Genomic DNA, 24,085 nt, shown 5'->3' on the forward strand with positions numbered 1-24,085 from the left:
GACATCTGCGCCTGTCCCGCTGATTTGAGCCGACCGAATTTCTTTTCCCTCCTGCGGGTGTGCCGATGTGACGCCGCGCTGCGATTGTGCATTGCCTAGTGCGATCGGTCATCGACACCAGTGCAAATCGCGCGTGGCCAGTAGCTCCCGTACGCCCCCTGGACGCGGTCACATGTTTCGCATCTAGCGGCCGCTACCTGATGTCGAGGAACGGCCTGTCCACCGGGCTAACCTGTTGCCCTCATTCCATGACAAAAATGCCCCTCGCTTCGTCGAGCGTTAACTCCGTGATTTGATCTGCCGTATCAAGAGTAATCAGGGGCACGTTTTATGCCTCAACCCGGCAACGGTCAGTTCCGCGCTATTCAAGAACTAGGAATAGGTGCCGACCGAGCGGACCAGCTGTTCGGTCCCGGCGTCCGGTGGATCGATCTGGCTCTCATGTCCAGATTTTGCAGATGTAGTCGTAAGGCGTGAGACCGCTGAGTGTCTTCAAGCGACATGCAAAGTTGTAGGCATCCAAGTAGCCCGCAATGTGCCTTCGAAGCTGCTCGTGGCTGTCGTGGCGTTCCCGTTGACCGTGGTATCCTTGATCGTGCGGTTCATCCTCTTGACCTGACCGCTGGTCCATGGGTGACCCGGTTTGGGCCTGAGGTTGCGCGGCACTTTCTGATGAGGTTGACCTGCCGACCAGAACCTCCGGAAACTGGCCAAACGCGAGCCGATGGTGCCCGCCGCCCACGATATCACAGACGTGGGCGACAGATCGCGCACGCGACCCTTATCGTCCGGACAGCCGGATTTTCTTCGCCCCTAGGGCCACAGCGCGACAATTTCAGAGGTGCCCCCAGAATAACAAAGGGAAATGTCGCGGCCCAAGAGGGCGTGAGCCGCGACACAATTCAGATTAATCGTAAAGTACGGCCTGAATTTCGGCATCATCGATGTTGGACTGATCGTAGTAGTAGAAGCCGGTGTCGATGATCGCAGGCAGTTCTTCACCGTTCATGGCTGCAACCGCTGCTTTCACGGTCTCATAGCCAATACCAACCGGGTTCTGCGTGATCGCACCCGCCATAAGGCCCTCGCGGATCGCGTCAGTCTGCGCCTTGCCGGAATCGTAGCCGATGATGGTTACACCCTCACTGCCCATTTCACGCACAGCGTTCACGACCCCGATGGCAGAGCCTTCGTTGGTACCGAACATGCCCCCCAGATCAGGGTTGGCTGTCAGGATTGCTTTCGCAACTTCGGTGGATTGCAGCTGGTCGCCTGCGCCATACTGGACGCTGACAATTTCGATTTTTGGATAAGCGGATGCCATCTGGTTCAAGAACCCATCGCGACGGTCGATACCTGTCCGGCTGGTTTGGTCGTGAGCAACAACAGCGACCTTACCTTCCCCGCCCAGGAATTCGGCCATTTTGTCTGCGGCAAGTGCTGCCGCCGCAACATTATCGGTTGTAGCTGTTGCGACAGGGATGTCACTATCGACACCGCTGTCAAATGCGACGACTGGAATTCCGGCATCGGCAGCCTGGCGCAGCAGCGGGATGGCTGCCTGACTGTCAAGCGCTGCAAATCCGATTGCAGCCGGCTTGTTGGCCAGAGCAGCGGCGAGCATGTCGATCTGGCGATCAACCATTGTTTCGTTGTCGGGTCCTTCAAACGTGATACGAACACCGTATTCGTCTGCTGCCTGATCCGCACCGGCTTTTACGGCCTGCCAGAACTGGTGCTGAAAGCCTTTGGAGATAAGCGGAATATAGATTTCATCCTGTGCAAATGCGGCAGGCGCAGATGCCAATACGATTGACGCGCTCATTGCGCCTACAAGGGTACGACGTGACAACATGATGGTTCCTCCTGAGTTGTCGTTGAGGCTCAAATCTCATCCCGAGCCATTTGGTCTTGGTTGGTTAACTCGATTTTTTGCGGCGCATCATGTCGGCATAGACCGCCAGAATGATGATCGCGCCTGTGACGACGGTTTGCCATTCTTGCGCGACAGACATCACGCGCAGTCCGTTGGTAAGAACGGCCATGATCAACGCCCCGATCAGAGAGCCAAGGATCGTGCCGCGTCCGCCTGACAGCGAGGTGCCGCCAATGACCACCGCTGCAATCGCCTCCAGTTCGTAACCAAGGCCGAGAGCCGGTTGCGCAGAGTTCAGTCGCGAAGCGATCAACAGGCCTGCGATGCCAACGATTGCGCCTGCGAGTGCGTAGATCGCAATCTTCCAGCGGTCCGTGTTTACACCCGACAGTCGCACGGATTCTTCGTTCGACCCGAGCGCAAAGCAGTAGCGCCCAAGCACTGTGCGGTTCAGGATATAGGCTGCTACGGCAGCGACGATGAACAGGATCAGCACGCCATTCGGAATTGGCAGGGCCGGCATGACTTCTCCAATAAGCGAGCCGCGAGAAATCTCGCTGAACCCCGGGGTGTCATTGAAATAGATCGGGCGCGTGCCCGAAATCACAAGGCTCAACCCTTTCAGGATCAGCATCATGCCAAGTGTCGCAATGAAAGGCGGAATGGCCATTTTTGCCACGAATGTGCCCGAACACGCGCCACAGATCGCACCCGTTAGCACAGCGGCGATAATGCCGAAAATCATTGGCATGCCGGCATAGGTCAAAACGACCCCGGTTATGACTGCGCAGAACGTCATCATAGTGCCAACCGAAAGATCGATGCCACCAGTGATGATGACCAGCGTGACTGCGATCGCCAGTACGCCGTTCACCGAGGTTGCCTGCAAAATGGCAAGCATATTGGACGTTTGCATAAAGTTGGGGGATGCAATGGAGAAACCGATCAAGAGAATGATCAGGCTGGCGAATGCCAAGACCCTTTGGTGTGTGCCCGCCGCAATGATCCGAGAAAGGGTAGACTTTGGCACATCTACTGTTGTCGTGGTCATAATACTTCCTCCGAGAAACGCGACGCGGTGTCGCGCTGCGTGGCATACTCCATGATCTGTTCTTGTGTTACGTCTGCGCCACCCGGCAAAATAGCGGTCAGACGGCCTTCGCACATGACTGCAATGCGGTGGCCAAGACGCATGACTTCGGGCAATTCGGACGAGATCACGATGATTGCACGCCCTTGCGCTGCGAGGTCTTCTAGCAATGCGTAAATTTCGGATTTCGCACCGACGTCGATGCCGCGCGTCGGCTCGTCGAAGATCAGCACGTCGCAATCGCGCAGAAGCCATTTGGCAATCACGACTTTTTGCTGGTTGCCACCCGATAGCAATCGCACCTGCTGCACGTCGGATGGTGTGCGGATGCCCAGTTGGCCGATATATTTGTCTGCAATGTCCTTCATCGCTGTCTCGTTCAAGACGCCTGCGCGACTGGTAAATTGCGCCATACAGGCCATCGCAATATTGGCGCGCACGGTCATATCGACGGCAAGGCCAAAGTGTTTGCGGTCCTCTGAAAGATATCCGATCCCTGCCTCGACAGCAGCGTGCGGTGTGCGGATATTGACGGGCTTCCCATCCACCAGAATCTCTCCGCTATCGCGCGGGTCAGCGCCAAAGATAATGCGCGCGACCTCGGTACGGCCTGCGCCCATGAGCCCAGCAAAGCCTAGGATCTCTCCCTTACGCAAATCAAAGCTGACGTCGCGCACCTCTTTTCCGCGCGACAGATGGCGGACTTCCAACGCGACCGGATTTTGAGAGGTGTCTGGAATGACCGGAGCGCTTTGCGTTACTTCGCGGCCGACCATCAATTGGATGATTGTCGCAAGAGGGGTCTCTGCGGCCCCGACCGTGTCGATATAGGCTCCGTCGCGCAGGATCGTGACGCGGTCGGCGATGCGTTTGATCTCGTCCATCCGGTGGCTGATATAGACAATGCCGACGCCGTCCGCGCGAAGCTTGGCGATAACCTTGAACAGCTCAGAGATTTCGGTGTCGTTCAGGGCGGCTGTCGGCTCATCCATGATCAATACGCGCGGATTGTACGATAGCGCCTTGGCGATTTCGATCAGCTGTTGGCGGGCGATGGTTTGCGTGCTGACCTGCGTGCGCGGGTCCATCGACAGATTGAGCGACGCAAAAATTTCAGCGGTTTTTGCATTCAATGCGGCTTCGTCCAGCCGACCGAAACTGCGACGCGGTTCGCGTCCGATAAGAACGTTTTGCGCAGCCGTCAGGTCATTCATCAAGCTGAGCTCCTGATGAATGATACCGATACCAAGATCCTGTGCTGCACGAGGGCTATCGGGGGAGACAGGGTTGCCATCCACAAACATCTCTCCGCCATCGCGGGCATAGATGCCGGACATGATTTTCATGAGTGTCGATTTGCCTGCGCCATTCTCGCCCATGAGGGCGTGAACTTCTCCGGGTTTTAGATCGAATTGCACCGCTTTAAGCGCGTGCACGCCTGGAAAGCGTTTCTCGATCCCTTTCATCTCAACCAGATGCGTCAAGTGATTTGCCCTCCCAAGCCGTCTCGCGTTGCTATATCGTGCAGCCGCCATCAACCAAGACAGCTTGTCCGGTGACGAAGCGGCTTCCGCCAGACCAGAGATGCACGTCGGTTGGCGTCATATCGTCAACAGTCGCCAGCCGCCCTGTCGGCTGCCGCGCGATAAAGTCTTTTTCGGCGTGAACCGGATCAGGTGCATACGTGATGCGGCTTTGCAGGGTGGGAGTGTTGATCGTGCCGGGGCACAAGGCGTTGCACAGCAAGTTCTGTGCCACAAAGTCCGCTGCAATCGCTTTGGTCAAACCGATCACCGCCGCCTTTGTTGCGCCATAGGCAGTGCGGTTGAACAACCCGTCAAGGTCATGCAGCCCGGCCAGACGATCGCCATTGACATCGGTGGCGCCAACGTGAGCGTCCGCAGCCGCACAAGCAAGCGCACTCGCGGCACCGATGCCTTGACCAGCTGCGGTAGTCGGGATTGTTTTGTTCTTGAGTGTCATATTGCCACCCCCATGATCACATCACCGCGCCAATTTGCCATGGCACGAATTCAACCCCGCCAAAGCCGAGATCTTCACTCTTGGTCTGTTCGCCAGAGGCCACACGAAGGAACATCTCGAAAATTTCCTGTCCCTTGTCAGCCAAACTGACCCCTTCGCTGATGATGTCGCCGCAGTTGATGTCCATGTCGTCGGACATGCGGGCGTACATTTCAGAATTGGTGGCGATCTTGATGCAAGGCGTCGGCATATATCCGGAAACCGAGCCGCGCCCGGTCGTAAAGACGATCAAGTTCGCACCTGATGCAATTTGACCCGTAACCGAACATGGATCAAATCCGGGGCTGTCCATAAAGACAAAGCCCTTTCTGTCAATTTTCTCGCCAAACAAATAGACTTCGGTCAAAGGTGCACTGCCACTTTTCGCCACTGCGCCGAGGGACTTTTCAAGGATCGTGGTCAACCCGCCACGCTTGTTGCCTGGACTCGGGTTATTGTCCATCTCACCTTTGTTTCGCGCGGTGTAATCTTCCCACCAACGCACACGGTCGATCAGCTTTTCGCCAATTTCAACAGATACCGCGCGTCGGGTCAGCAGGTGTTCTGCACCATAAATTTCAGAGGTCTCCGACAGGATAGTCGTCCCTCCGTGACGCACGACCAGATCAGAGGCAGCGCCCAGCGCGGGGTTGGCCGTGATGCCGGAATAGCCATCCGAGCCGCCGCATTGCATACCGACCATCAACTCTGACGCAGGGGCCGGTTTACGTGTGGCGGCATTGGCCAGTTCAGCAATTGCGCGCAATTCCGAGAGACCTTTTTCAATGGTCTTGCGGGTGCCACCTTCATTCTGGATCGTCATATATCGCAGCGCACCATCGGCGCGTATCGGGCGACCGCCGACAAGGGCAGAAACCTGCATGACCTCGCAACCGAGCCCTATCAACAAAATGCCGCCAAAGTTGGGATGTTGGGCGTATCCGGACAGCGTACGGAACAAAGTGTCATAACCTTCGTTCTCGCCTGACATGCCGCAACCCGTGCCGTGTGTGATGGGAACGATGCCGTCGATATTCGGGAAGTCGTTCAGCAGGCCGGTTTTTTCGGCCGCTTCCGCAATGAATTTCGCGACCGAGCCGGAACAATTCACGGATGTCAGGATGCCAAGGTAATTGCGCGTGCCAACACGGCCATCGGCGCGGTGATAGCCGTCAAATGTTCTGCGCTCGACAGCCGTGCCCAGCGAAACTGTCTCGCTCGCGTGCGCGTAATTCTGAGCATGTTCACCCATGCCAAGGTTTTGCACATGCACATGTTCGCCAATAGCGATGTCGGTTGTTGCCTGCCCGATAATCTGACCATAGCGCACAACGTTCTGGCCCGCTTTGATCGGCGCGATGGCAAACTTGTGACCGCGCTTGATGGACTGCAACAGCCTGATGCCACCCTCTGCACCAAATTCACCCGGGCCGATGTCCGCCAGTGCAATAGCGACATTGTCCTGCGCATTAAGGGTTATCACACGGGGCAGATGACTCATTTTACGCATTCCTCTGGATGACAGTGGATCTGTCCATTAACATGATGACTAGCTTGACTTGCACCATGTGTCAATTAACATGTCAGTTGAAGGATGACAGAATGCCCCATGTAGACCATACGTTTGATATTAACGGTTTGGACGGCCCGCTTGGGCAGCGTGTCTATTCGGTATTACGTACCAACATTCTCGAAATGGTGCTGAAGCCAGGAGCCATTCTGCGCAAAGGTGCGCTTTGTGAACAATTGGGTGTCTCTCGCTCGCCCATCGCCGAAGCTTTGGGCAGGCTATCATCGGACGGGCTGGTTGATATCATTCCGCAGTCCGCGACCCGCGTTTCGCAGTTCTCCATGGCCGAGTTGCTAGAGGAAAACTTCTTGCGGGAAGCAGTCGAGGTCGCCGCTGTGGCCCGCGTTGCAACAGATCGCACCGGTAATCAACTCACGCGGCTGTCACGGAACCTGCGTTTTCAGGCCTTGCTTGTCGAGGATGAAGATTTCCAAGGCTTCTTCGAAGCAGACCTGGAATTTCACGAGCTTATCCTGAGCTTTACCGGGTTTCCCAAGGTAAACCTTGTGGCGGAAGAAATGACATTGCAGCTGCGCCGCGCGCGCAAGTTGATGCTACCTCAGCCGGGCCGTCCGGCCCAAGCAGTATCCGAACACCAAGAAATTCTCAAAGCAATTGAGGCCAAAGATGCGGCGGCTGCGCGTCGTGCGATGGCACAGCATCTTCGCCAGCTGATACAGCGCATTGTGCCTTTGGAACGCGAACATCCAGAGTATTTCCGTACAACTTGATACGAGGGACCATGAAACTTGCCAAGACAAACCATTTGAACCGGCGCACCAAGGTCCCTGTTGCGTTGACGCAGCTTGGCTTTGGCGGCGCGCCACTGGGAAATCTGTATCGCAAGATTGAAGACAGCGATGCGCAAGCCACGCTTGACGCCGCGTGGGACGCGGGCATCCGCTACTTTGATACCGCTCCGCAATACGGTCTGGGCAGGTCCGAGATGCGGTTCTCTGAGGCCCTGACCAGATTTGACGGCGACGCCATGATACTGTCCACGAAAGTTGGCCGCGTTCTGGTAGACTGCGCACCCGAAGACGTTACGCCGGAAGCCTTTGTTGATGTGCCGCAAAAACGGATCGTCTTTGATTTCACCTATGAGGGGATCATGCGCAGCTATGAGGATAGCATCGCACGGCTGAAGTCCGAACAGATCGACATGCTGCTTCTCCATGACATTGATGCAGGCTCCAACGGTCAGGCGTTCGAAGACAAGAACCTGCGGGAACTTTTTTCTCAAGGCGGCTATCGCGCTCTGACTGAACTGCGGGAGGCAGGCAGGATTTCAGCGATCGGCGCAGGCGTCAACACATGGCAGATTTGCGAACGGCTGCTGGGCGAAGCGGATTTTGACGGCTTTCTGCTCGCGGGGCGCTATACGTTGCTTGAGCAGGATCCTCTGGATAGTTTTCTGCCGCTATGCATCAAACGCGATGTCGGGATCATTCTGGGCGGCCCCTATAACTCAGGTATTCTGGCGACCGGTGCCGTTGAAGGCGCGCACTTTGACTATACGCCTGCGCCGGAAAAAATCATGCAAAGGGTCCGCAAGCTGAGTGAAGTCTGCGCGACCCATGACACCCCGCTCATTGCGGCTGCGCTGCAATTCCCACTTGGCCATGAGGCCGTGAAAACTGTCATCCCGGGGGCATCCAACGCGGATGAAGTTCGGCAAAACGTCGCTATTTTTGAAACCCCTATTCCAGAGGCGTTATGGTCGGACCTCAAGACCGAAGGCCTGATCCGCACAGATGCACCCACCCCGAAGGAGCCCAATCATGCTGCGTAATATCCCGCCAATCCTGTCACCCGATCTGCTTCAAAGTCTTCGTGCGATGGGTCACGGGGATGACATCGTCATCGCGGACGCCAACTTTCCTGCAACAGCACTCGGCAGCCGCTGTCACCGCTTGGATGGTGTCAGCGCTACCGAAGTTTTGGACGCGGTGCTGCGAGTCATGCCGCTGGACAATTTTGTACAAGACCCCGCGTTGGTTATGGAAGTCGTAGATAATCCTGACATGACGCCGTCAATCGTGGCAGAGTTCCAAATGATCACAACTGCGATTGCGGATAATCCGGCCACTTTGGCCAAGTTGGAACGTTTCGCATTTTATGAACGCGCCAAGAATGCATTTGCCATCATTCAGACAGGCGAGCAGCGGCTTTACGGCAATATCATTCTGAAGAAAGGGGTGATCGGCATATGATTGTCGATGGGCATCAGCATTTCTGGCAAATTGAACGTGGTGATTATGGCTGGCTGACACCTGATCTTGAACCGCTCTACCGCGATTTCATGCCAGACGATTTGGCACCGCATTTGCAGCAAAATGGCATTGAGGGGACGATCTTGGTGCAAGCGGCACCCACGCTTGCCGAAACCAAGTTCCTTTTGGATATTGCCGACAATACTCCTTTCGTTTTGGGCGTTGTCGGCTGGATCGATTTTTCCGCCGCATCAGCCGCAGAAGACATCGCGCGGCTTGCGCGACACCCCAAGCTGGTTGGCCTGCGGCCGATGATCCAAGATATCGCCAATGATGATTGGATGCTTGGTCCTGACCTGACCCCTGCTTTCGAGGCGATGATCCAAGCTGACCTGGCATTTGACGCGCTTGTGCTACCGCGCCACCTGCCTAGACTTAGACGCCTTTTGTCCCGCCATCCGAATTTACGGACCGTGATAGACCACGCAGCCAAGCCCGAGATTTCAGGGGGGCAATTTGATGATTGGGCCAACGATATTGCCATCATCGCAAAAGAAAGTCGGGCGTACTGCAAAATGTCGGGTCTTCTGACCGAGGCGGGTAGCGCGTGGACGATGTCCGATCTGTCCCCCTACATCGCACATGTGCTTGACCAATTTGGTTCGCACAGGCTGGTCTGGGGTAGCGACTGGCCAGTCCTATTGACTGCGGCGAATTATCCGACCTGGTTGGACATTGCCCGGTCTATGATCCCGAATGAGAATGCCAGAGCCAGAGTCTTTGGAGCAAACGCCGTTGATTTGTACCGGCTTCCCGCGGTCAGGCCCCATTAATCCTGCGCCTAAACAAGGTCATCGCAACCATAAGGCCGACGCCAAGTGTTTCTGTCCCCTCCGCAGCGAACGGACACAGTATCAGCAAGAGTGCGAGCGGTGCGAGAAAAGAACCCGAGCGGATACCGGCACTGTCGAGACCCCAACTGCCGGCTCAACATATCCATCAGATGCTTTTCTCGATTGCGGATCAGGATGGCCGCGAGCGACGGCCCCCAGACCATAGGCAGCCAAAATACACTTTTTCCAAAGATGGTCGGTCGGTTCCACTCGGTCACCGTTAGATATCAGGATATTCAGACGCCCAAGTAGCGTTCGCTGACACCCTCGGACAAGTCAGTGAAGTTCCCGTGCCAAACGGTTTTGCCGCGTTCCAGAATGACGACGCGGTCAGCGACGCTGGCCAGCTCTTTCAACGATTTGTCGATCAGCAATATCGCAACCCCGGTTTCGGATTTGAGCCGTTGAATGGCCGCCCAAATCTCTTGTCGAATGATCGGGGCAAGGCCTTCTGTTGCTTCATCAAGGATCAATAGCCGTGGATTGGTCATCAAGGCCCGCGCTATAGCAAGCATCTGTTGCTCTCCTCCGGACAGGGATGCAGCGCGTTGATTTTCACGTTCGCCCAAGCGTGGGAACAATTGGGTGACCGTTTCAAATGTCCAATCGCCGGCGCGGCGAACAGCAAGCAGGTTCTCGCGGACCGTCAGATCTGCAAAGCAACGGCGCCCTTCCGGCACCAGGCCAACCCCCAGACGAGCGACTTTGTGGCTGGGCAATTGCTGCAAATCATGCCCGTCAAAAACCATCCGGCCATGCGACTTGATCATCCGGCAAATGGCCTTCACCGTTGTGCTCTTGCCCATTCCGTTGCGCCCCATGAGTGCAACGACTTCACCTTCCGCGATTGTCAAATCGACGCCAAACAGCGCCTGACTGACACCGTAGGATGCCGTGAGCTGATCAAGTGTCAGAAAGCTCATGCCTCTTGGCCCAGATAGGCTTCGCGCACGACGTCGCTGTTTTTGATGTCATCGATCGACCCCGACGCAATGATCTTGCCATAGACGAGGACGCTTATCCGGTCTGCCAGTGCAAAAACCGCATCCATATCATGCTCGACCAACAAGATCGGGGCTTGCGCACGCATTCCATCCAGCAATTCGGTCAATTTCTTTGAACCGCCAGCCCCAAGGCCCGCCATGGGTTCGTCCATGATGAAAGCACGCGGCGAAAGGGTCAGGGCGATACCAACTTCCAACTGGCGCCGTTCTCCGTGGCTGAGATTACCACAACGGGTTTGATGATGTTCAGAAAGCCCCACGCGTTCAAGGGCTGCCTTGGCGCGATCTGTCAATTCCCGGGTCTTTAAAGCAGAGGCCCAGAACCGCCAGACGGCCCGGTTCGCCCCGATCGCCCCAAGGACAGCGTTTTCCAAAACCGTGTCTTCCATGCAAAGCGCAGAGACTTGAAAGGTGCGCCCCAGACCCGCCTGCGCCCGCGCCCGTGTGTCATGGTGCGATACATCCTGCCCGTTCAGAAAAACCCTGCCTGCATCGGGTTTCAGGCCACCGCAAATTTGTTGGATCAACGTTGATTTGCCGGCCCCGTTGGGCCCGATCACAGCGTGAATTTCGCCCGGACGCAGATCAATTGACACGTCGTCTGTCGCTTTCAACGCGCCAAAGGTTTTCACAAGGTTTTGCGTGGCCAGAACAGCGTCAGACATGCGCACTTTCCTTGCCGGTCAACAGGCCAATCAGACCACCGCGCGCAAACAGCACAATGCACAGCAGGATCACGCCCAGATAGATGTGCCAGAAATCTGTCAGCCCGCCCAAAGCATGTTCAAGTGCGACGAAAACACAGGCGCCAATCACCGGCCCCATCAACCGCCCGACGCCGCCGATAATGATCAGAACGATCAGTTCACCCGATAGCTGCCAGCTGAACATGGACGGTGACACGAACCGGTTAAGATCAGCAAACAGCGCACCGGCAAGACCGGTAATTGCCCCGGAAAGAATGAATGCCACAAGCTTGATCCGCATTGGATCAAGCCCCATCGTTTCAACCCGAACACCTGATTGACGTGCAGCGTTCAGCGCAAGCCCAAAGGGCGATGCCCGTAGTCTGGCGACAAGGAAAAGCACCACGCATAGAATAGCAAAGCAAACCCCGAAAAACTGGATCGGCACCAGTGTGTTGAGGCCCGGGAAGTCATTTCTGACATAGATCGACAGGCCGTCTTCGCCGCCATAGGCGGCCCATGAGATTGCGAAGTAAAAAAACATCTGGCCAAAGGCCAAAGTAATCATAATGAAATAAACCCCGCTTGTGCGTAGGGACAACAACCCGACGAGCAATGCAATCATCGCGGAAACAACCATCGCGACGAGCCAAATGACAGGCATCGATTTCGTGCCTTCAAAGGTGAACAGGCCCAAGTCCAACGGCATATAGGTCTGGGCATGGTACGCAAGGATACCCATCGCATAACCACCAATGCCAAAGAACATCGCATGGCCAAAGCTGACCATCCCGCCAAACCCAAGGACAATATTCAACCCGACAGCCGCCAAAGCAAGAATGACGGCGCGCGTCACCAGGGTGATCGTGAACGGCTCGTCCTGGGCAAGCGCCCACAGGGGAAGGGCCAGCATCCCAAACAACACAAGGGCATTGCAGACGCGTTCATCCACCTTCATGACCGCGCACCGAACAGACCCGTGGGCCGCCAGATCAATACGATACCCATCAGGACATAGACGCTCATCGACGAAATGGCCGACCCTGTTTTCTGGGCAGCGCCCGTTTCCATGAAAAGCTTGAAAAATTCGGGCAGAAAGACCCCGCCAAGCGTATCTGTCAGCCCGACAAGCAGCGCACCGACAAAGGCCCCGCGCACTGAACCAATGCCGCCAATCACGATGACCACGAAGGCCAGAATCAAGACAGGCTCACCCATGCCGATCTGTACAGATTGGATTGCCCCGACAAGCCCACCGGCAAGACCGGCAAGTGCGGCCCCAAGGGCAAATACCAACGTATAAAGTTTGGAGATATCGACGCCAAGCGCCGCGATCATCTCGCGGTCATTCTCGCCTGCGCGAATTTGGATGCCGATGCGTGTGCGCTCGATCAACAGCCAAAGTCCGATAGCGACGGCTAGGCCAACCGCGATCAAGGTCAGGCGATAAATCGGATAAGCGATACCGCCGGGCAAGGTCACGGGGCCAGAGATGACGTCCGGTATATCCAAAAACAAAGGAAAAGACCCGAAGAGCCAGCGTGTTCCTTCTGAGAAGATCAGGATCAGCGCAAAGGTTGCCAACACCTGATCCAGATGCGGTGCCTTATAAAGCCGTCGGATCACCACCATCTCGATGATCGCCCCGGCAAGGGCCGCGGCCACCATGGCGGCAATGAGACCCAGAAGGAAAGACCCTGTTGCCCCCGCGACGGCCGCCGTTGCAAAGGCACCAACCATGTAGAGCGAGCCATGCGCCAGATTGATTAACCCCATGACGCCAAAGATCAGCGTCAGCCCGGCCGCCATCAAAAACAGCATCACGCCGAACTGCAAACCGTTCAGGATTTGCTCGATTATCAGAATGGAAGACATTGAGGCTCCGAAAAGATGCTTGCCCCGCATCGGGGGCAAGCAAGGGCAAGATTACATCTTGCAGTCAGCCGCATATGCATCTGAGTGCGCTTCAAGCGCTGTACCGATGATCTTGTTTGTAAAAATGTCGCCTTCTTTGATGACTTCACGGGCATAGATCGTTTGTACAGGATGGTGGTTTGGCCCAAAGGCGAAATCGCCCCGTGTGCTGTCGAACTCTGCCGCGCGCAGGGCATCACGGAACGCATCGGCGTCTGACGGTTCGGCTTTGTCGAGCGCAGACAACAGCAGGTTTGCGGTGTCGAAACCCTGGCTCGCATAAAGCGACGGCAGGCGACCATATTCGGCCTCGAACGTCTCGACAAAAGCTGCGTTAGTTGGGTTATCAATGTCCTTGTTCCACTGCGACGTGTTCACAACGCCAAGTGCGGCGTCTCCGACGGCCTGCAAAATGCCCTGATCAAAGCTGAAGGCCGGGCCAACCACCGGCAGATCGATCCCGCTGTCCGCATATTGCTTGAGGAAGGAAATTCCCATGCCGCCGGGCAGGAAGAAGAACACACTATCCGCGTCGCTCGCACGGATTTGCGCAATTTCGGCAGCATAATCGGTTTGGCCAAGCTGCGTATAAATCTCACCGGCCAATTCGCCCTCAAAGAAGCGCTTATAGCCGGTCAGCGCATCGGTCCCCGCAGGGTAGTTTGGCGCAAGGATAAAGCTGTTTGTGTAACCGGCGCTGTTTGCGTGAGCGCCCGCCGCTTCATGCAGGTTGTCGTTCTGCCAAGCCACATTGAAATAGTTCTGATGGCACCCTTTCCCAGCCAAGGGAGATGGACCGGCGTTCGGCGATAGATAGAACACATTCTGGTTTACAGCAGCAGGCACGACGGCCATCGCTAGGTTTGACCAAATGATGCCGGTCATGACATCGACACGCTCTGACTGGATCATTTTGTCGGACAGCTGAACGGCGATATCCGGTTTGCGCTGGTCATCCTCGATCACAACTTCGATATCGTCACGACCGGATTGCGCGATTGCAAGCATAAAGCCATCCCGCACATCGATCCCAAGGCCTGCCCCGCCTCCCGAAAGCGTCGTGATCATGCCGACCTTGACGTCTGCGGCAACGGTTGTTGCTGCAAGTGTGGCCGCTGTGACGGCTACCATAAATCTGTTCATACTATTTCTCCCCTGTCGATCTGACCTGTTTTCCGGAATAGAACGGAGTTTCAGCCAATGCGCAACGTCATGATCCATGCGAGCGCATTTTTGAAGGGTTCTGTCGCAATCTTTCCGACCACCAAAGGCAGCCACAATCGCCAATCATTATGCTGCGCGGCTCGCGAAGATCGCGCACGAGCAACCACGGCCAAGCGGCCCTTTTTCAATCATGTTTGCCACGGTCTGCTGACTTGGACAGCGCATACCAAACAGAAAACTTGTCAGCTTCGGCATCGCACTCTGGGTTGTTGGCGCCCTGTTCGATTATGTCGAGAACCTTGGTATAGTAGCGATGATTTGATCCTGGCCAGAGCTTTCGGTTCCATTGGTCTGAGCCGCCGGTTCAGCCACGCTTCTTAAATCCGCTTCCATAACCTTGTCTTTGTTGTCGGTCCTTCTGACCGAGTTCGACCGGACACGGCTATCCAAAGAGAACCGTCACCCATAGCCATGCAACGGCAGCGTCTCACTGATGCTGAAGAGTGCCGGACCTGCTCGCTCCCATTGAGAAAAATCAATGAGCGCCCACAGCGCATCCCGTGTAATGGCAGCCAGCCATTGAAGGTTTCGGTTCATCAAAAGTATTGATTGGTCTGGTCAAGGAGGCGGTCATGTTCTTTCAGGAGAAACATAACTTGATGATCGCCCTAGACTCAGATGGCGAGTTCATCAGTATTGATCCGCCGGGACATCGCGACTCTTCGGCGAAGTTGCGTATTGCCTGCCACAAAATCACCATAGGCCAGAGGCAGGTTGACGAGAAGATCAACACGATGCTGAGGGCATGCCGGAAGTCGAACGGTGATAATCAGTCACTGCTGCCGCCGCCCGTGATCGCGAAAACAAAAGACGGAAGATCGATGCTTGTGGAAGCGATGCACCTGCCGCGCGATTTGGGTGCGCTGATCGGAGGGGCACGATTCATGATTTCCGTTCGCGAAGTGTCCAGCCCACGTAATTCGCGCAAGTCGCGGATGCGCCGGGTCTATGGGCTGACAACGACCGAAGCGGATTTTGCCGACCTTTTGGCGTGTGGAAAGAGTGTTAGGGAGGCTTCTGAACTGCTGGCCATATCCGTCTGGACGGGTCGCAGCCATTTGCGCTCGATCTTTCAAAAAACCGACACGCATCGTCAAGGTGAACTCATCGCCCTATTGAACCAGGAGGAGATTTAAGCGTCGCGAACGCTTGGCAGTAGCGACATATATTGAAATCCCGGTTTTTTACGGAATGCCCAAAAGGCAAGGCGCAGAAAGTCATATGAGCAAGGGTGATGCACCCTGAAACCAAACCGAAAACAAGTGGGGACAATCTACGAAAGTTGGAAAGGCTGTAGTGAACGTGTTGAAAACCATCCTCCGAATTCTGATAGCCGTTTTCTTCATTGCGATTGTGGCAGTAGGCTATCGTGAGTATTCAAGTCAGCCAAAAGCAAAGACGACATATATGACGAGTCCGGTGGTTGAGGGAACACTCAACGAAACAATCACTGCGACCGGTTCCTTAAATGCCGTTGTGACCGTCGAAGTGGGGTCTCAGCTGTCGGGGCGGATCGCCGAACTGCTCGTTGATTTCAATGACCCGGTTACAAGTGGTCAACCTGTGGCGCACCTTGATCCGGGTGCGTACCTCGCGCGTCACGCCGAAGCCGATGCTGCCCTGCAAATGGCGCGCGCAAATGCTGCGGTGAAGGAGGCGGAGCTCAATCGTGCGCAGGCACAGCTTGAAGACGCCCACGCTGATCTTGAAGTTCTCACAGCACGTCTGGCCGGTGCGCAGGCCCGGTTTGACGCAGCCACCGCCGCGCTGGAGCGCATGCGTACTCTCGAAACTCGAAACCTGATCACCTCTGAAGAATTCGAACAGGCTGAACTTGAATTGAAAGTAGAGGCAGCTGGACTGGAAGAAGCACTGGCAATTGTAGAAGCCCATGCGATTGCGGTTAAAGTCAGCAAGGCCGACGTCCGCCGGCAGAAAGCCGATCTCATGCGTGCTCTGGCTAACATACCCCAAAAGGAGGCACTGCTGAATCTGGCCGAGATCGAGCTTGATAGAACGGTTATCCGGTCACCCATCAACGGTATTGTAATTGGAAGAGATGTTTCGCAAGGCCAAACCGTTGCAGCAAGCCTGGAGGCACCAACACTCTTTACCATCGCACAAGACCTCACCGAAATGGAAATCCACGCGCGCATCGACGAAACGGACATTGGCAAGGTCAAGCCTGGGCAGTCTGCCAGTTTCACGGTCGACGCCTTCCCGGATCGCACGTTTGAAGGCACGGTCAAACTGGTTCGGAAGGCACCCGAGGCAGTGCAGAATGTCGTCACCTATACAGTCATTATCGGAACACAGAACACCGGGCAGCTCCTGCTTCCCGGTATGACTGCAAATATCCGTCTGCTCGTTATGGAGAGCGAGCCACTCGTGAAAATTCCGCGCGCAGCGCTTGATTTCATGCCCGACAACATCGCCAGCCAATCCGGAAATTACCCCCAAGAGGGCACCGTATGGGTCCTCAACGATAACGGAGACCCCCGCCCCGTGGAGGTCGAAATCGGCGCAAATGACCGTACATATGCTGCAATTCTGGATGCTTCTCTGACGCCCGGAGAACAGGTGATCACCAACGCGTTTCAACAGGAGGCCGAGAGATGGTTTCTCGGGATCAGGATTGGCTTCTAGGGAACTCTTTGCGCCTCTCATTGAGGCCAATGGTCTTCAAAAAGACTATTTTTCTGAAGCAGGTAGGTTACCCGTGCTCAAAGGTGTCTCACTGAAGATTCGTGCCGGAGAGTTTGTCGCTATCATGGGGCCGTCCGGCTCGGGCAAGACAACACTTATGAATCTTCTTGGACTATTGGACACGCCGTCCGGTGGGCGACTTTGCTTCGAGGGCCAGAACGTCACCCGGCTCAAGCCCGACGAACAGGCGGCCATACGCAACAGCCGTATGGGATTTGTCTTCCAATCCTATAATCTCCTTCCGCGCCTGACGGCGATAGAAAATGTCGAGCTTCCTTTGATCTATGCCCGTGTAGGGCGCGGCGAAAGGGTTGAAAGGGCACGACGCATGTTGGCCGCTGTGGGTCTGGCCGACCGCTCTGAACATTGGCCGAACCAGCTGTCCGGTGGCGAGCAGCAGCGCGTTTCGATTGCGCGTGCCATGGTATCAAGACCAGCGCTTGTACTCGCCGATGAGCCGACCGGCGCGCTCGACACGCGGACAGGTGCGAACGTGATGTCTTTATTAAAAGAGATGATCAGACAAGGCACAACTGTCGTCCTCGTCACGCACGACGAGTCAGTGGCCCAGCATGCCGAACGCACCATTCGGCTCTTCGATGGGAAATTATGCGCGCCTTCACATCATAAGGTCGCGGTCGACGCCGAACCTTTCTTGCTGACTGATCAAGTGAGGAAAGCAGCGGAATGAACATCTCTGATATCTTGCGCATCGCCATCCGCTCCATCGCGTCAAATCGTATGCGATCCGCGCTGACAATGCTCGGCATCATTGTCGGAGTGGCATCCGTTGTCATCATGGTGGCCCTCGGATCGGGAGCGCGCGCAATGGTTGTGGAACAGATCCGCTCACTTGGGGCCTATGTGCTGATGGTACTGCCTGGCGAAGCAAGTGACCAAGGCGTTCGCCAAGAGGCAGGAACGGGACAATCACTGACACAGGGCGACGCAGAGGCCATTGCTTCCGCACTTCCCACTGTCGCCGCCGCAGCACCATCTGTCAGGGGCGTTTTCCAGATAGTGTCCGGCAACCAAAACTGGCGCACCACGGTAAATGGAACGACGGGTGATTATTTTTTCATACGGGAATGGGCGCTCGCAGAAGGGCGATATTTTACAGACGAAGAAACGTTGGCCGGTGCAAAAGTGATCCTGATCGGGAAGACGATCGCCACGCAATTGTTTAACAAAGACGAAAACCCGGTCGGCCAATCGGTACGAATTGCGAATGCGCCAATGACAGTGATTGGTGTTCTATCGGAAAAAGGCCCAACTGGCACAGGGCGGGATCAGGACGACATCGTGTTCCTGCCGATTTCGACAGCGCGGCAGCGGCTCATGGGGGGCGCAAATCAGATTGATCGCGAGGCGGTCGACTACATTCTTGTGAAGGCGTCTTCGCATGAGATGATGCCTATCGCCGAACAGCAGATCGCTTGGCTGCTGCGTCAGCGGCACGGGCTCAGGCCTGCGCAGTCGGACGATTTTCGTGTTACGGACCCGGCCGCGACAATGGCTGCCCAAACGGCCTCGACCCGGGTACTGTCGTGGCTCCTGGCCTCCGTGGCATCGGTCTCGCTCGTGGTGGGAGGGATCAGCATCATGAACATCATGCTGGTCTCAGTGGCTGAGCGACGGCGCGAGATTGGTTTGCGGCTGGCAGTTGGGGCCCGGCGCAGGCATATCCGTATGCAGTTTTTGGTTGAAGCACTGGTGGTCTGTCTGTTGGGTGGTGCTGTGGGCCTGATCGTCGGTATTTTCGGCACTGCCCTGCTCGCTGGGTTGGCTGGCTGGCCGGCATTTCTCTCCCCCGCCGCGATGGTGATGGCGATACTGTTTGCTGGGATAACGGGGGTATTTTTCGGCTACTACCCTGCCCGCATTGCGGCACGGTCCAACCCGATCGATTGCCTGAGGAGCAATTAGGGTCAAAGCCCTAAGGCGGCCCTTATTCAACGTCCAAAAGCCAATGGGCGCAGAACTGCCCCGCCAACAACAAACGCTCGGGCCTGCTGTGACCGGCAAGGAATTGAGCTTGAACGCACGCGCAGCAGCATTGTTGATGCCAATACTGTCAGCGCGCAAGATATTACGGTTAATCAGGTTGAATGGTGGTTGCTGTCAGACCAAATCGAACACGTCCCGCGGCAGACAGAAGCGTTGTCCATTACAGCGTTTCGCTACCACAATCATACAGGTGACCCACAACTTTCCTCGGTGACATCAGATTGAGAACACATCACGATCGCGCTGATCGCTAAAGCGTTTCGCGAAACGCTGTAAGCAGACAAAGAGCCCCCCAAAGGGGGCTCTTGCTCAAGCCTTGGCCGTGCCAAGTCGATTACATCGAATGCCAATCGCCTCAGCTCGGAGTGTTGTCGCACACCAACTTGATGATGTCGGAAACTTTGCCCGATGGAATGTCAATGGCAAGCTCCGCTATTTCCTTTGGATTGAGTCCTTCAAAGGCGGCGGGGCCTTCCCCGTTTTTGAATGCTTGAAACAGTTTGCCGGGATTATCCTGATCTCCGGCTGTGGTGTTGAAGCAGCCCTGTCCGGATGCTTGACCTTGCGGTTCTCCGGCGAGCGCCATACCCGACAGACCGATAACAGTGGCGAAAGTTGTGACGAGAATCTTTTTCATTTTTTCCTCCATTTCTTTGAAAGTATGTGTAGTGAACCAGAGGCACAAAGCCTTTGCATCACTCGGACGAGGGGCGGCAAATCCGTATTTTGTACCTCGGTTGAATGATCCTCGCCCCTCACTGAAGTGGTCCGCAGCGCATTTTGTACTGTCATATGGCAAAGATCGCATCCCGTATGAGGTGACCTATGCCGATGGTCGGAAATCTCGCGTGGCCATCCATGTCAATCCAGACGGATCGGTTGCTGTCGATGCACCAAACGGTTTCTCTGAGGATACGATCATCTTACCCAGATCGGCACATGGAAGCGTGCACCGATATTGGACCTGTCGCGGTTTGATGCCGCTCCTTTGATAGCATTTACTGCAACAAAGGAGACTTACTATGGGACTGAAACGGACGGACGAATTTCGTAAGGACGCATCGCACTGACCAGCGGGCTGAAGCGTAAGCAGGTTGCTGATGATTTGCGGGCTTGCTGATGCGCATGATGGCGGGATCACAGATCAAAAGCTGGGTCATGCGGTTGATCCGCGCCAAAGGCCCTCGCCGTGCTGTGGTCGCAGTGGCACGAAAGCTTGCCGCTCTGCTGCACTGCATGTGGATTGATGGCACAGAATTCCGTCAGGGACCGGTGGAGGGCATGGCATGACCTGAAACGCGGGCCACCCAATTCTGACGGGGTCGTCCCTCACCGGACGGAGTTCATGAATGAAGCCGAAAATGTCTGCTGCGCAATTTGAAGCGCGTCTCAAAGCGAGGCTCTTCATGACCAATCCGACATATGCGTGTAGCGATGCCCGATGGCATCAACAAGACTGCGAAGAGACCGGACCATCGCTACGCAAGCGTTGGATGTCTCACATGCGGAAAACAGTGAATTCGCTGCAACTGCGCCAATGACCGCTTTCAAGGATCGGTTAGAAACCGTCGATTTCAATGCGAGATACCGCTGCTAGGTGCCGAAGGTCTTCAAACCAGACATTTGTTCGACTAAACTCTGGATACTCATTGGCCGAGAGAAGGCGTAGCCCTGCAGCTTGTCCGCTCCTAGTTGGGCCAGGACCTCCGCCTCTTCAAGTGTTTCCACGCCTTCGACGACCGTTTCTGCGCCAAACTGCTCTGCAACACTGATTAAAGATCGCATCAATTCGGCACGTTCAGGTTGTGTATCTATACCTGGAACGAACATACCGTCGATCTTTAGTGCATGAGGCTCAAGCGCCAATATGCTTGCCAGTGAAGCATGGCCTGTACCAAAATCGTCAATCTCGATCCGAATGCCGAGGTCCTTGATGTCAGACACGGTCTGGGCAACGTCGACATCCAACGTATCCAGATGAGCGGTTTCCAGTATCTCAAACACCAGGCCGTCTGGTAAATCCTGCCGGGCCTGGAGTTCTGTCAACAAAGTGGGGCTTGCCAGCCTGCTGGCGGACACATTAACCGATATGGAACCAAGCGGCTTGCCAACGGCTAAGAGCTTCGCATCAAGGTCAATGGCCTGACCAAGGATTATTTGGTCCAACTCTGCAACCAGGTTCAATTCTTCGGCCAATGGGATGAACTGATCTGGAGAGATGATGCCACGATGTGGATGTCTCCACCGCGCAAGAATTTCGCAACCTGTTATCTGTTTAGTCTTGGCGTCGACCTGGGTTTGTGCAAACGCAATAATTTCGTTTTTTGACAGCGCGTTGCGGAACAGTTCGAGCTCATTCACGTGGCTTGAATAGCTCTCGCCAAGTTGATCTGTATAAGCGACGACGCGTCCCCGACCAGCGGTTTTTGCTTGATAAAGCGCCATATCGGCTTGCTTTAGCATTCTTGTCAGTGAAGTGTCTTGCTCGTGACACACTGCAATCCCGATGCTCGCACCCGGTTCCAACTGCAGGTGCCTGTAAGTCACACGCGCTGTCAGTTGCATACACAAATCCTGACAGAATTCGGATGGGCTTCCTGAACAATCCGAATAGTCGATCAGCAGAATGAATTCGTCTCCACCGATACGGAAGGCAAAATCCCGACCAGGCCGCAGGACGTCTCGTATTCTTTTTGCGGTCGCAACAAGCACAGCGTCTCCCGCATCATGGCCGTGTCTGTCGTTGATCCCCTTGAAGCGATCAAGATCGATTGCAACAACAACGAGATGTCCCGCCGGGCGTTTTTCGTCGGCCTGAACAAACTCATCCAGTAGCAGCCGGTTCCCCAACTTGGTCAATCGGTCTTCACGAGCTGATCGCGCACTTTCCTTCTGGGCGGCCAACATGGCCGTGTACGATTCTTCGGCTAACTTCCGCATTCCCTTTTCGCGTTGCATTGCGTCTATCCGCGCGGAAATTTCCTTTTCGACACGGTCCAAGACCTTGTTATAGCGGTGCGCCAGCATGCCGACTTCGGTTGATCTTTCGACGAAAACCCTTGAGTTGAAGCTGCCCGTTTTCTGATGGCGTTTCATCTCCTCAATCAGATCCAGAAAAGCGTTTCCGATACTGTGTTCCGACGCATCTAAACCAATAACTTCCTGACGGGGACTGACGCGAATTGGTGTAATCCGGTTCACCAGATAGATTGTGAGCAAAGCCATGGATATGGTCCACAGCGCTACTGCGGCCACACCGATCGACTGGACCTGCAACTGGGCAGAAACCGTCCCGGCGGGTAAGTCGGATGAGCTGACAAAGAACGGGACAGTGAGTGAGCCAAGTATCCCTGGTGCCAAGTGAACGGGAACCGCATCAACAACATCGTCGATTTTCGCCGCTCTCATCAGGAAACTCGCGATCACCATAGCGATGGAACCGAGTGCCCCCACAAGGATCGCATCCAAGCCGGTGAAATGATTAAGTCCAGCGGTGCCCGCCACAAGGCCGGCAATCACGCCGTTTAACGTCAGATTGGCCGATGCAAACCCAAATATTGCATACGACAACACAAGCGCGGTCCCGCCACCTGCGGCAGCTCCAAGCATTGTACGCACTATAATTGGTCCGATGGCAGCATCAATCGCGAGTGCTGAGCCTGCATTGAAACCAGCCCAGCCAATCCATAGAAAGATTACTCCAAGAGAGGCTACAGCAATCGAACTAGATTCAAAGCGGCGGTATTTCTTGCCGAACCTGCCACGCCTCGGGCCTAAAGAAACGCAGTAAACAAGGGCCACCCAGCCACCAACCGAGTGCACTACACTGGCTCCTGCAAAATCGATAAATCCCATGGCCTGAAGCCAGCCTTCTTGTCCACCAGACCAGATCCCACCCCAAATCGCATGGCCAGTAATCGGATAGATAAGACCAGCGGTCGCAGCGCTTACCAAAAGATATGACAGGAATGTTGCCCGCTCGGCCACGGCACCAGACACAATTGTGACGACTGTCGTTGCGAAGGCCATCTGGAAGAAAAGAAAAGGTGCCGCGTCAAAGATCGTGGAGTGTCCGCCTGGCACAAAGAGAGATGTTCCGAACAGCCCGTGATAGCTGTTTCCAAACATCAGGCCGAAGCCAACACCCCAGAAGGCCAAGGTGGTAACGCAAATATCGCTGACGTTTTTGAGTGCGACATTGGATGCGCTCTTGGCACGTGACAAGCCTGTTTCCAGACACAAGAAACCAGCCTGCATGTCCAGCACCATGAAGCCGCACAACAAAACCCAAATCACGTCCAAAATTTCCATTGCGACCCTGATTCAAAAAACCGAACGGTGTTTGAAATAGCGGGTAGTTATTAATATGCGGTTTGAGTGAAGCAGAGGTGCTCCTGTGGCGTTGTGCCAAGGAAGCAGGTGTCCGGTCGGCTCTGTCCATTCGGCTTTGTCAAGTTGACGAGCCGTCTTTGGCTCGGCGCGCAATCGACACGCTTGGTCTCTCTGATATCAACCTGCTTTGCCGCACAAATCTTATGGGGTACTGACTTCCCCTATTTCCAGACGGACTTACGCGAGGGTCGCCGTTTTGGCAAAGCGCAGCATTGTTTGAAATGGGCTCGCCTCGGTCATCTGACTGTTTTGCTCAGATGACTGGTGAGTGGCGTAGCGCCGACGCTCAGGACAAAATCTTCGAAACCCTGAACATGAATGGCTGTTTCTCAAAGGAGCGGACGGTAGCGAAAAATGCTTCTATGTCCGAGTCGCGGGACAAAATGAGCTTTTACTGCGTCTGCGCGAATGTCAGCTAGGGGCAGTTGAGCACAGAGCGTTCCAAGCTGATTTGCACCGGCAGGACGCCTTGCTGTGACATGTGCGCT

20 protein-coding genes and 2 pseudogenes are annotated in these 24,085 nt (G+C 55.3%); 9 read left to right on the plus strand and 13 right to left on the minus strand.

The annotated features are described in order from the left end of the window. Positions 1–439 precede the first annotated feature (439 nt). The 6 genes and pseudogenes from C8N45_RS23810 to C8N45_RS19815 form a co-directional block, all read right to left on the minus strand. Positions 440–645 (minus strand): annotated as a pseudogene (locus tag C8N45_RS23810) (integrase core domain-containing protein); the annotation flags it as partial. A 262-nt stretch (positions 646–907) separates the two neighbouring features. Continuing rightward, complete coding sequence (locus tag C8N45_RS19795; RefSeq protein ID WP_108388215.1) at positions 908–1,855, minus strand: ABC transporter substrate-binding protein; 948 nt, start codon at positions 1,853–1,855, stop codon at positions 908–910. A 64-nt stretch (positions 1,856–1,919) separates the two neighbouring features. Next, on the minus strand, positions 1,920–2,927 hold the full coding sequence (locus tag C8N45_RS19800; RefSeq protein WP_108388217.1) for an ABC transporter permease: 1,008 nt from the start codon (positions 2,925–2,927) through the stop codon (positions 1,920–1,922). Then, the gene (locus C8N45_RS19805; protein ID WP_211095484.1) at positions 2,924–4,450 is read right to left on the minus strand and encodes a sugar ABC transporter ATP-binding protein; all 1,527 of its coding nucleotides are present in this window, start codon (positions 4,448–4,450) and stop codon (positions 2,924–2,926) included. Before C8N45_RS19805 ends, C8N45_RS19800 begins: the two co-directional genes overlap by 4 nt. A 31-nt stretch (positions 4,451–4,481) precedes the next feature. Then, on the minus strand, positions 4,482–4,949 hold the full coding sequence (locus tag C8N45_RS19810; protein ID WP_108388221.1) for an SDR family oxidoreductase: 468 nt from the start codon (positions 4,947–4,949) through the stop codon (positions 4,482–4,484). A 16-nt stretch (positions 4,950–4,965) separates the two neighbouring features. After that, positions 4,966–6,489: a D-arabinonate dehydratase gene (locus tag C8N45_RS19815; RefSeq protein WP_108388223.1), complete on the minus strand. Its 1,524-nt coding sequence runs from the start codon at positions 6,487–6,489 to the stop codon at positions 4,966–4,968. 17 nt (positions 6,490–6,506) lie between these two features. Between C8N45_RS19815 and C8N45_RS19820 the strand changes: the two genes are divergently transcribed. The 4 genes from C8N45_RS19820 to C8N45_RS19835 are packed head-to-tail and all read left to right on the plus strand — an operon-like array spanning position 6,507 to position 9,604. Then, entirely contained in the window at positions 6,507–7,289 is a 783-nt protein-coding gene (locus C8N45_RS19820; RefSeq protein ID WP_245882771.1) for a GntR family transcriptional regulator, read from the plus strand. Positions 7,290–7,300: 11 nt separating this feature from the next. After that, positions 7,301–8,350 (plus strand): aldo/keto reductase, encoded by a 1,050-nt coding sequence (locus C8N45_RS19825; protein ID WP_108388227.1) that lies wholly within the window; start codon positions 7,301–7,303, stop codon positions 8,348–8,350. Continuing rightward, entirely contained in the window at positions 8,340–8,771 is a 432-nt protein-coding gene (locus tag C8N45_RS19830; RefSeq protein WP_108388229.1) for an RbsD/FucU family protein, read from the plus strand. Before C8N45_RS19825 ends, C8N45_RS19830 begins: the two co-directional genes overlap by 11 nt. After that, positions 8,768–9,604, plus strand: coding sequence for an amidohydrolase family protein (locus tag C8N45_RS19835; RefSeq protein WP_108388232.1), 837 nt, complete (start codon positions 8,768–8,770; stop codon positions 9,602–9,604). Before C8N45_RS19830 ends, C8N45_RS19835 begins: the two co-directional genes overlap by 4 nt. Before the next feature lie 296 nt (positions 9,605–9,900). Here the strand turns inward: C8N45_RS19835 and C8N45_RS19840 are convergent, their stop codons facing one another. From C8N45_RS19840 to C8N45_RS19860, 5 genes are read right to left on the minus strand one after another with little or no spacing between them, the layout of a single operon-like run. After that, the gene (locus C8N45_RS19840; RefSeq protein WP_108388234.1) at positions 9,901–10,587 is read right to left on the minus strand and encodes an ABC transporter ATP-binding protein; all 687 of its coding nucleotides are present in this window, start codon (positions 10,585–10,587) and stop codon (positions 9,901–9,903) included. Then, positions 10,584–11,333: an ABC transporter ATP-binding protein gene (locus tag C8N45_RS19845; protein WP_108388236.1), complete on the minus strand. Its 750-nt coding sequence runs from the start codon at positions 11,331–11,333 to the stop codon at positions 10,584–10,586. Before C8N45_RS19845 ends, C8N45_RS19840 begins: the two co-directional genes overlap by 4 nt. Continuing rightward, entirely contained in the window at positions 11,326–12,312 is a 987-nt protein-coding gene (locus C8N45_RS19850; protein ID WP_108388238.1) for a branched-chain amino acid ABC transporter permease, read from the minus strand. Before C8N45_RS19850 ends, C8N45_RS19845 begins: the two co-directional genes overlap by 8 nt. Further along, the gene (locus C8N45_RS19855) at positions 12,309–13,229 is read right to left on the minus strand and encodes a branched-chain amino acid ABC transporter permease (RefSeq protein ID WP_108388240.1); all 921 of its coding nucleotides are present in this window, start codon (positions 13,227–13,229) and stop codon (positions 12,309–12,311) included. The genes C8N45_RS19850 and C8N45_RS19855 overlap by 4 nt, the downstream gene beginning before the upstream one ends. 51 nt (positions 13,230–13,280) lie before the next feature. Next, positions 13,281–14,411: an ABC transporter substrate-binding protein gene (locus C8N45_RS19860; RefSeq protein WP_108388241.1), complete on the minus strand. Its 1,131-nt coding sequence runs from the start codon at positions 14,409–14,411 to the stop codon at positions 13,281–13,283. 653 nt (positions 14,412–15,064) lie between these two features. Here C8N45_RS19860 and C8N45_RS19865 point away from each other — a divergent pair. The 4 genes from C8N45_RS19865 (at position 15,065) to C8N45_RS19880 (ending at position 19,124) form a co-directional block, all read left to right on the plus strand. Next, on the plus strand, positions 15,065–15,628 hold the full coding sequence (locus C8N45_RS19865; protein WP_133176020.1) for a helix-turn-helix transcriptional regulator: 564 nt from the start codon (positions 15,065–15,067) through the stop codon (positions 15,626–15,628). A 160-nt stretch (positions 15,629–15,788) separates the two neighbouring features. Further along, positions 15,789–17,138 (plus strand): efflux RND transporter periplasmic adaptor subunit, encoded by a 1,350-nt coding sequence (locus C8N45_RS19870; RefSeq protein ID WP_114427865.1) that lies wholly within the window; start codon positions 15,789–15,791, stop codon positions 17,136–17,138. Next, a complete protein-coding gene (locus tag C8N45_RS19875; protein ID WP_108388247.1) occupies positions 17,128–17,889 on the plus strand; it encodes an ABC transporter ATP-binding protein in 762 nt (253 codons plus the stop codon). Before C8N45_RS19870 ends, C8N45_RS19875 begins: the two co-directional genes overlap by 11 nt. Next, on the plus strand, positions 17,886–19,124 hold the full coding sequence (locus tag C8N45_RS19880) for an ABC transporter permease (RefSeq protein ID WP_108388249.1): 1,239 nt from the start codon (positions 17,886–17,888) through the stop codon (positions 19,122–19,124). Before C8N45_RS19875 ends, C8N45_RS19880 begins: the two co-directional genes overlap by 4 nt. Before the next feature lie 436 nt (positions 19,125–19,560). Here C8N45_RS19880 and C8N45_RS19885 read toward each other — a convergent pair whose 3' ends face one another. Then, the gene (locus tag C8N45_RS19885) at positions 19,561–19,842 is read right to left on the minus strand and encodes a hypothetical protein (protein ID WP_133176021.1); all 282 of its coding nucleotides are present in this window, start codon (positions 19,840–19,842) and stop codon (positions 19,561–19,563) included. Positions 19,843–20,318: 476 nt separating this feature from the next. On the opposite strand from C8N45_RS19885, the pseudogene C8N45_RS19890 reads away from it, so the two are divergent. Then, a pseudogene (locus C8N45_RS19890) lies at positions 20,319–20,495 on the plus strand (IS110 family RNA-guided transposase); the annotation flags it as partial. Positions 20,496–20,798: 303 nt separating this feature from the next. Here C8N45_RS19890 and C8N45_RS19895 read toward each other — a convergent pair. Next, positions 20,799–23,516 carry an EAL domain-containing protein gene (locus C8N45_RS19895; RefSeq protein WP_108388254.1) on the minus strand — a complete coding sequence of 906 codons (2,718 nt, stop codon included), beginning with the start codon at positions 23,514–23,516 and terminating at the stop codon, positions 20,799–20,801. Positions 23,517–24,085: the final 569 nt, after the last annotated feature.

The sequence above is a fragment of the Yoonia sediminilitoris genome (genome assembly GCF_003058085.1).
Lineage (GTDB): Bacteria > Pseudomonadota > Alphaproteobacteria > Rhodobacterales > Rhodobacteraceae > Yoonia > Yoonia sediminilitoris.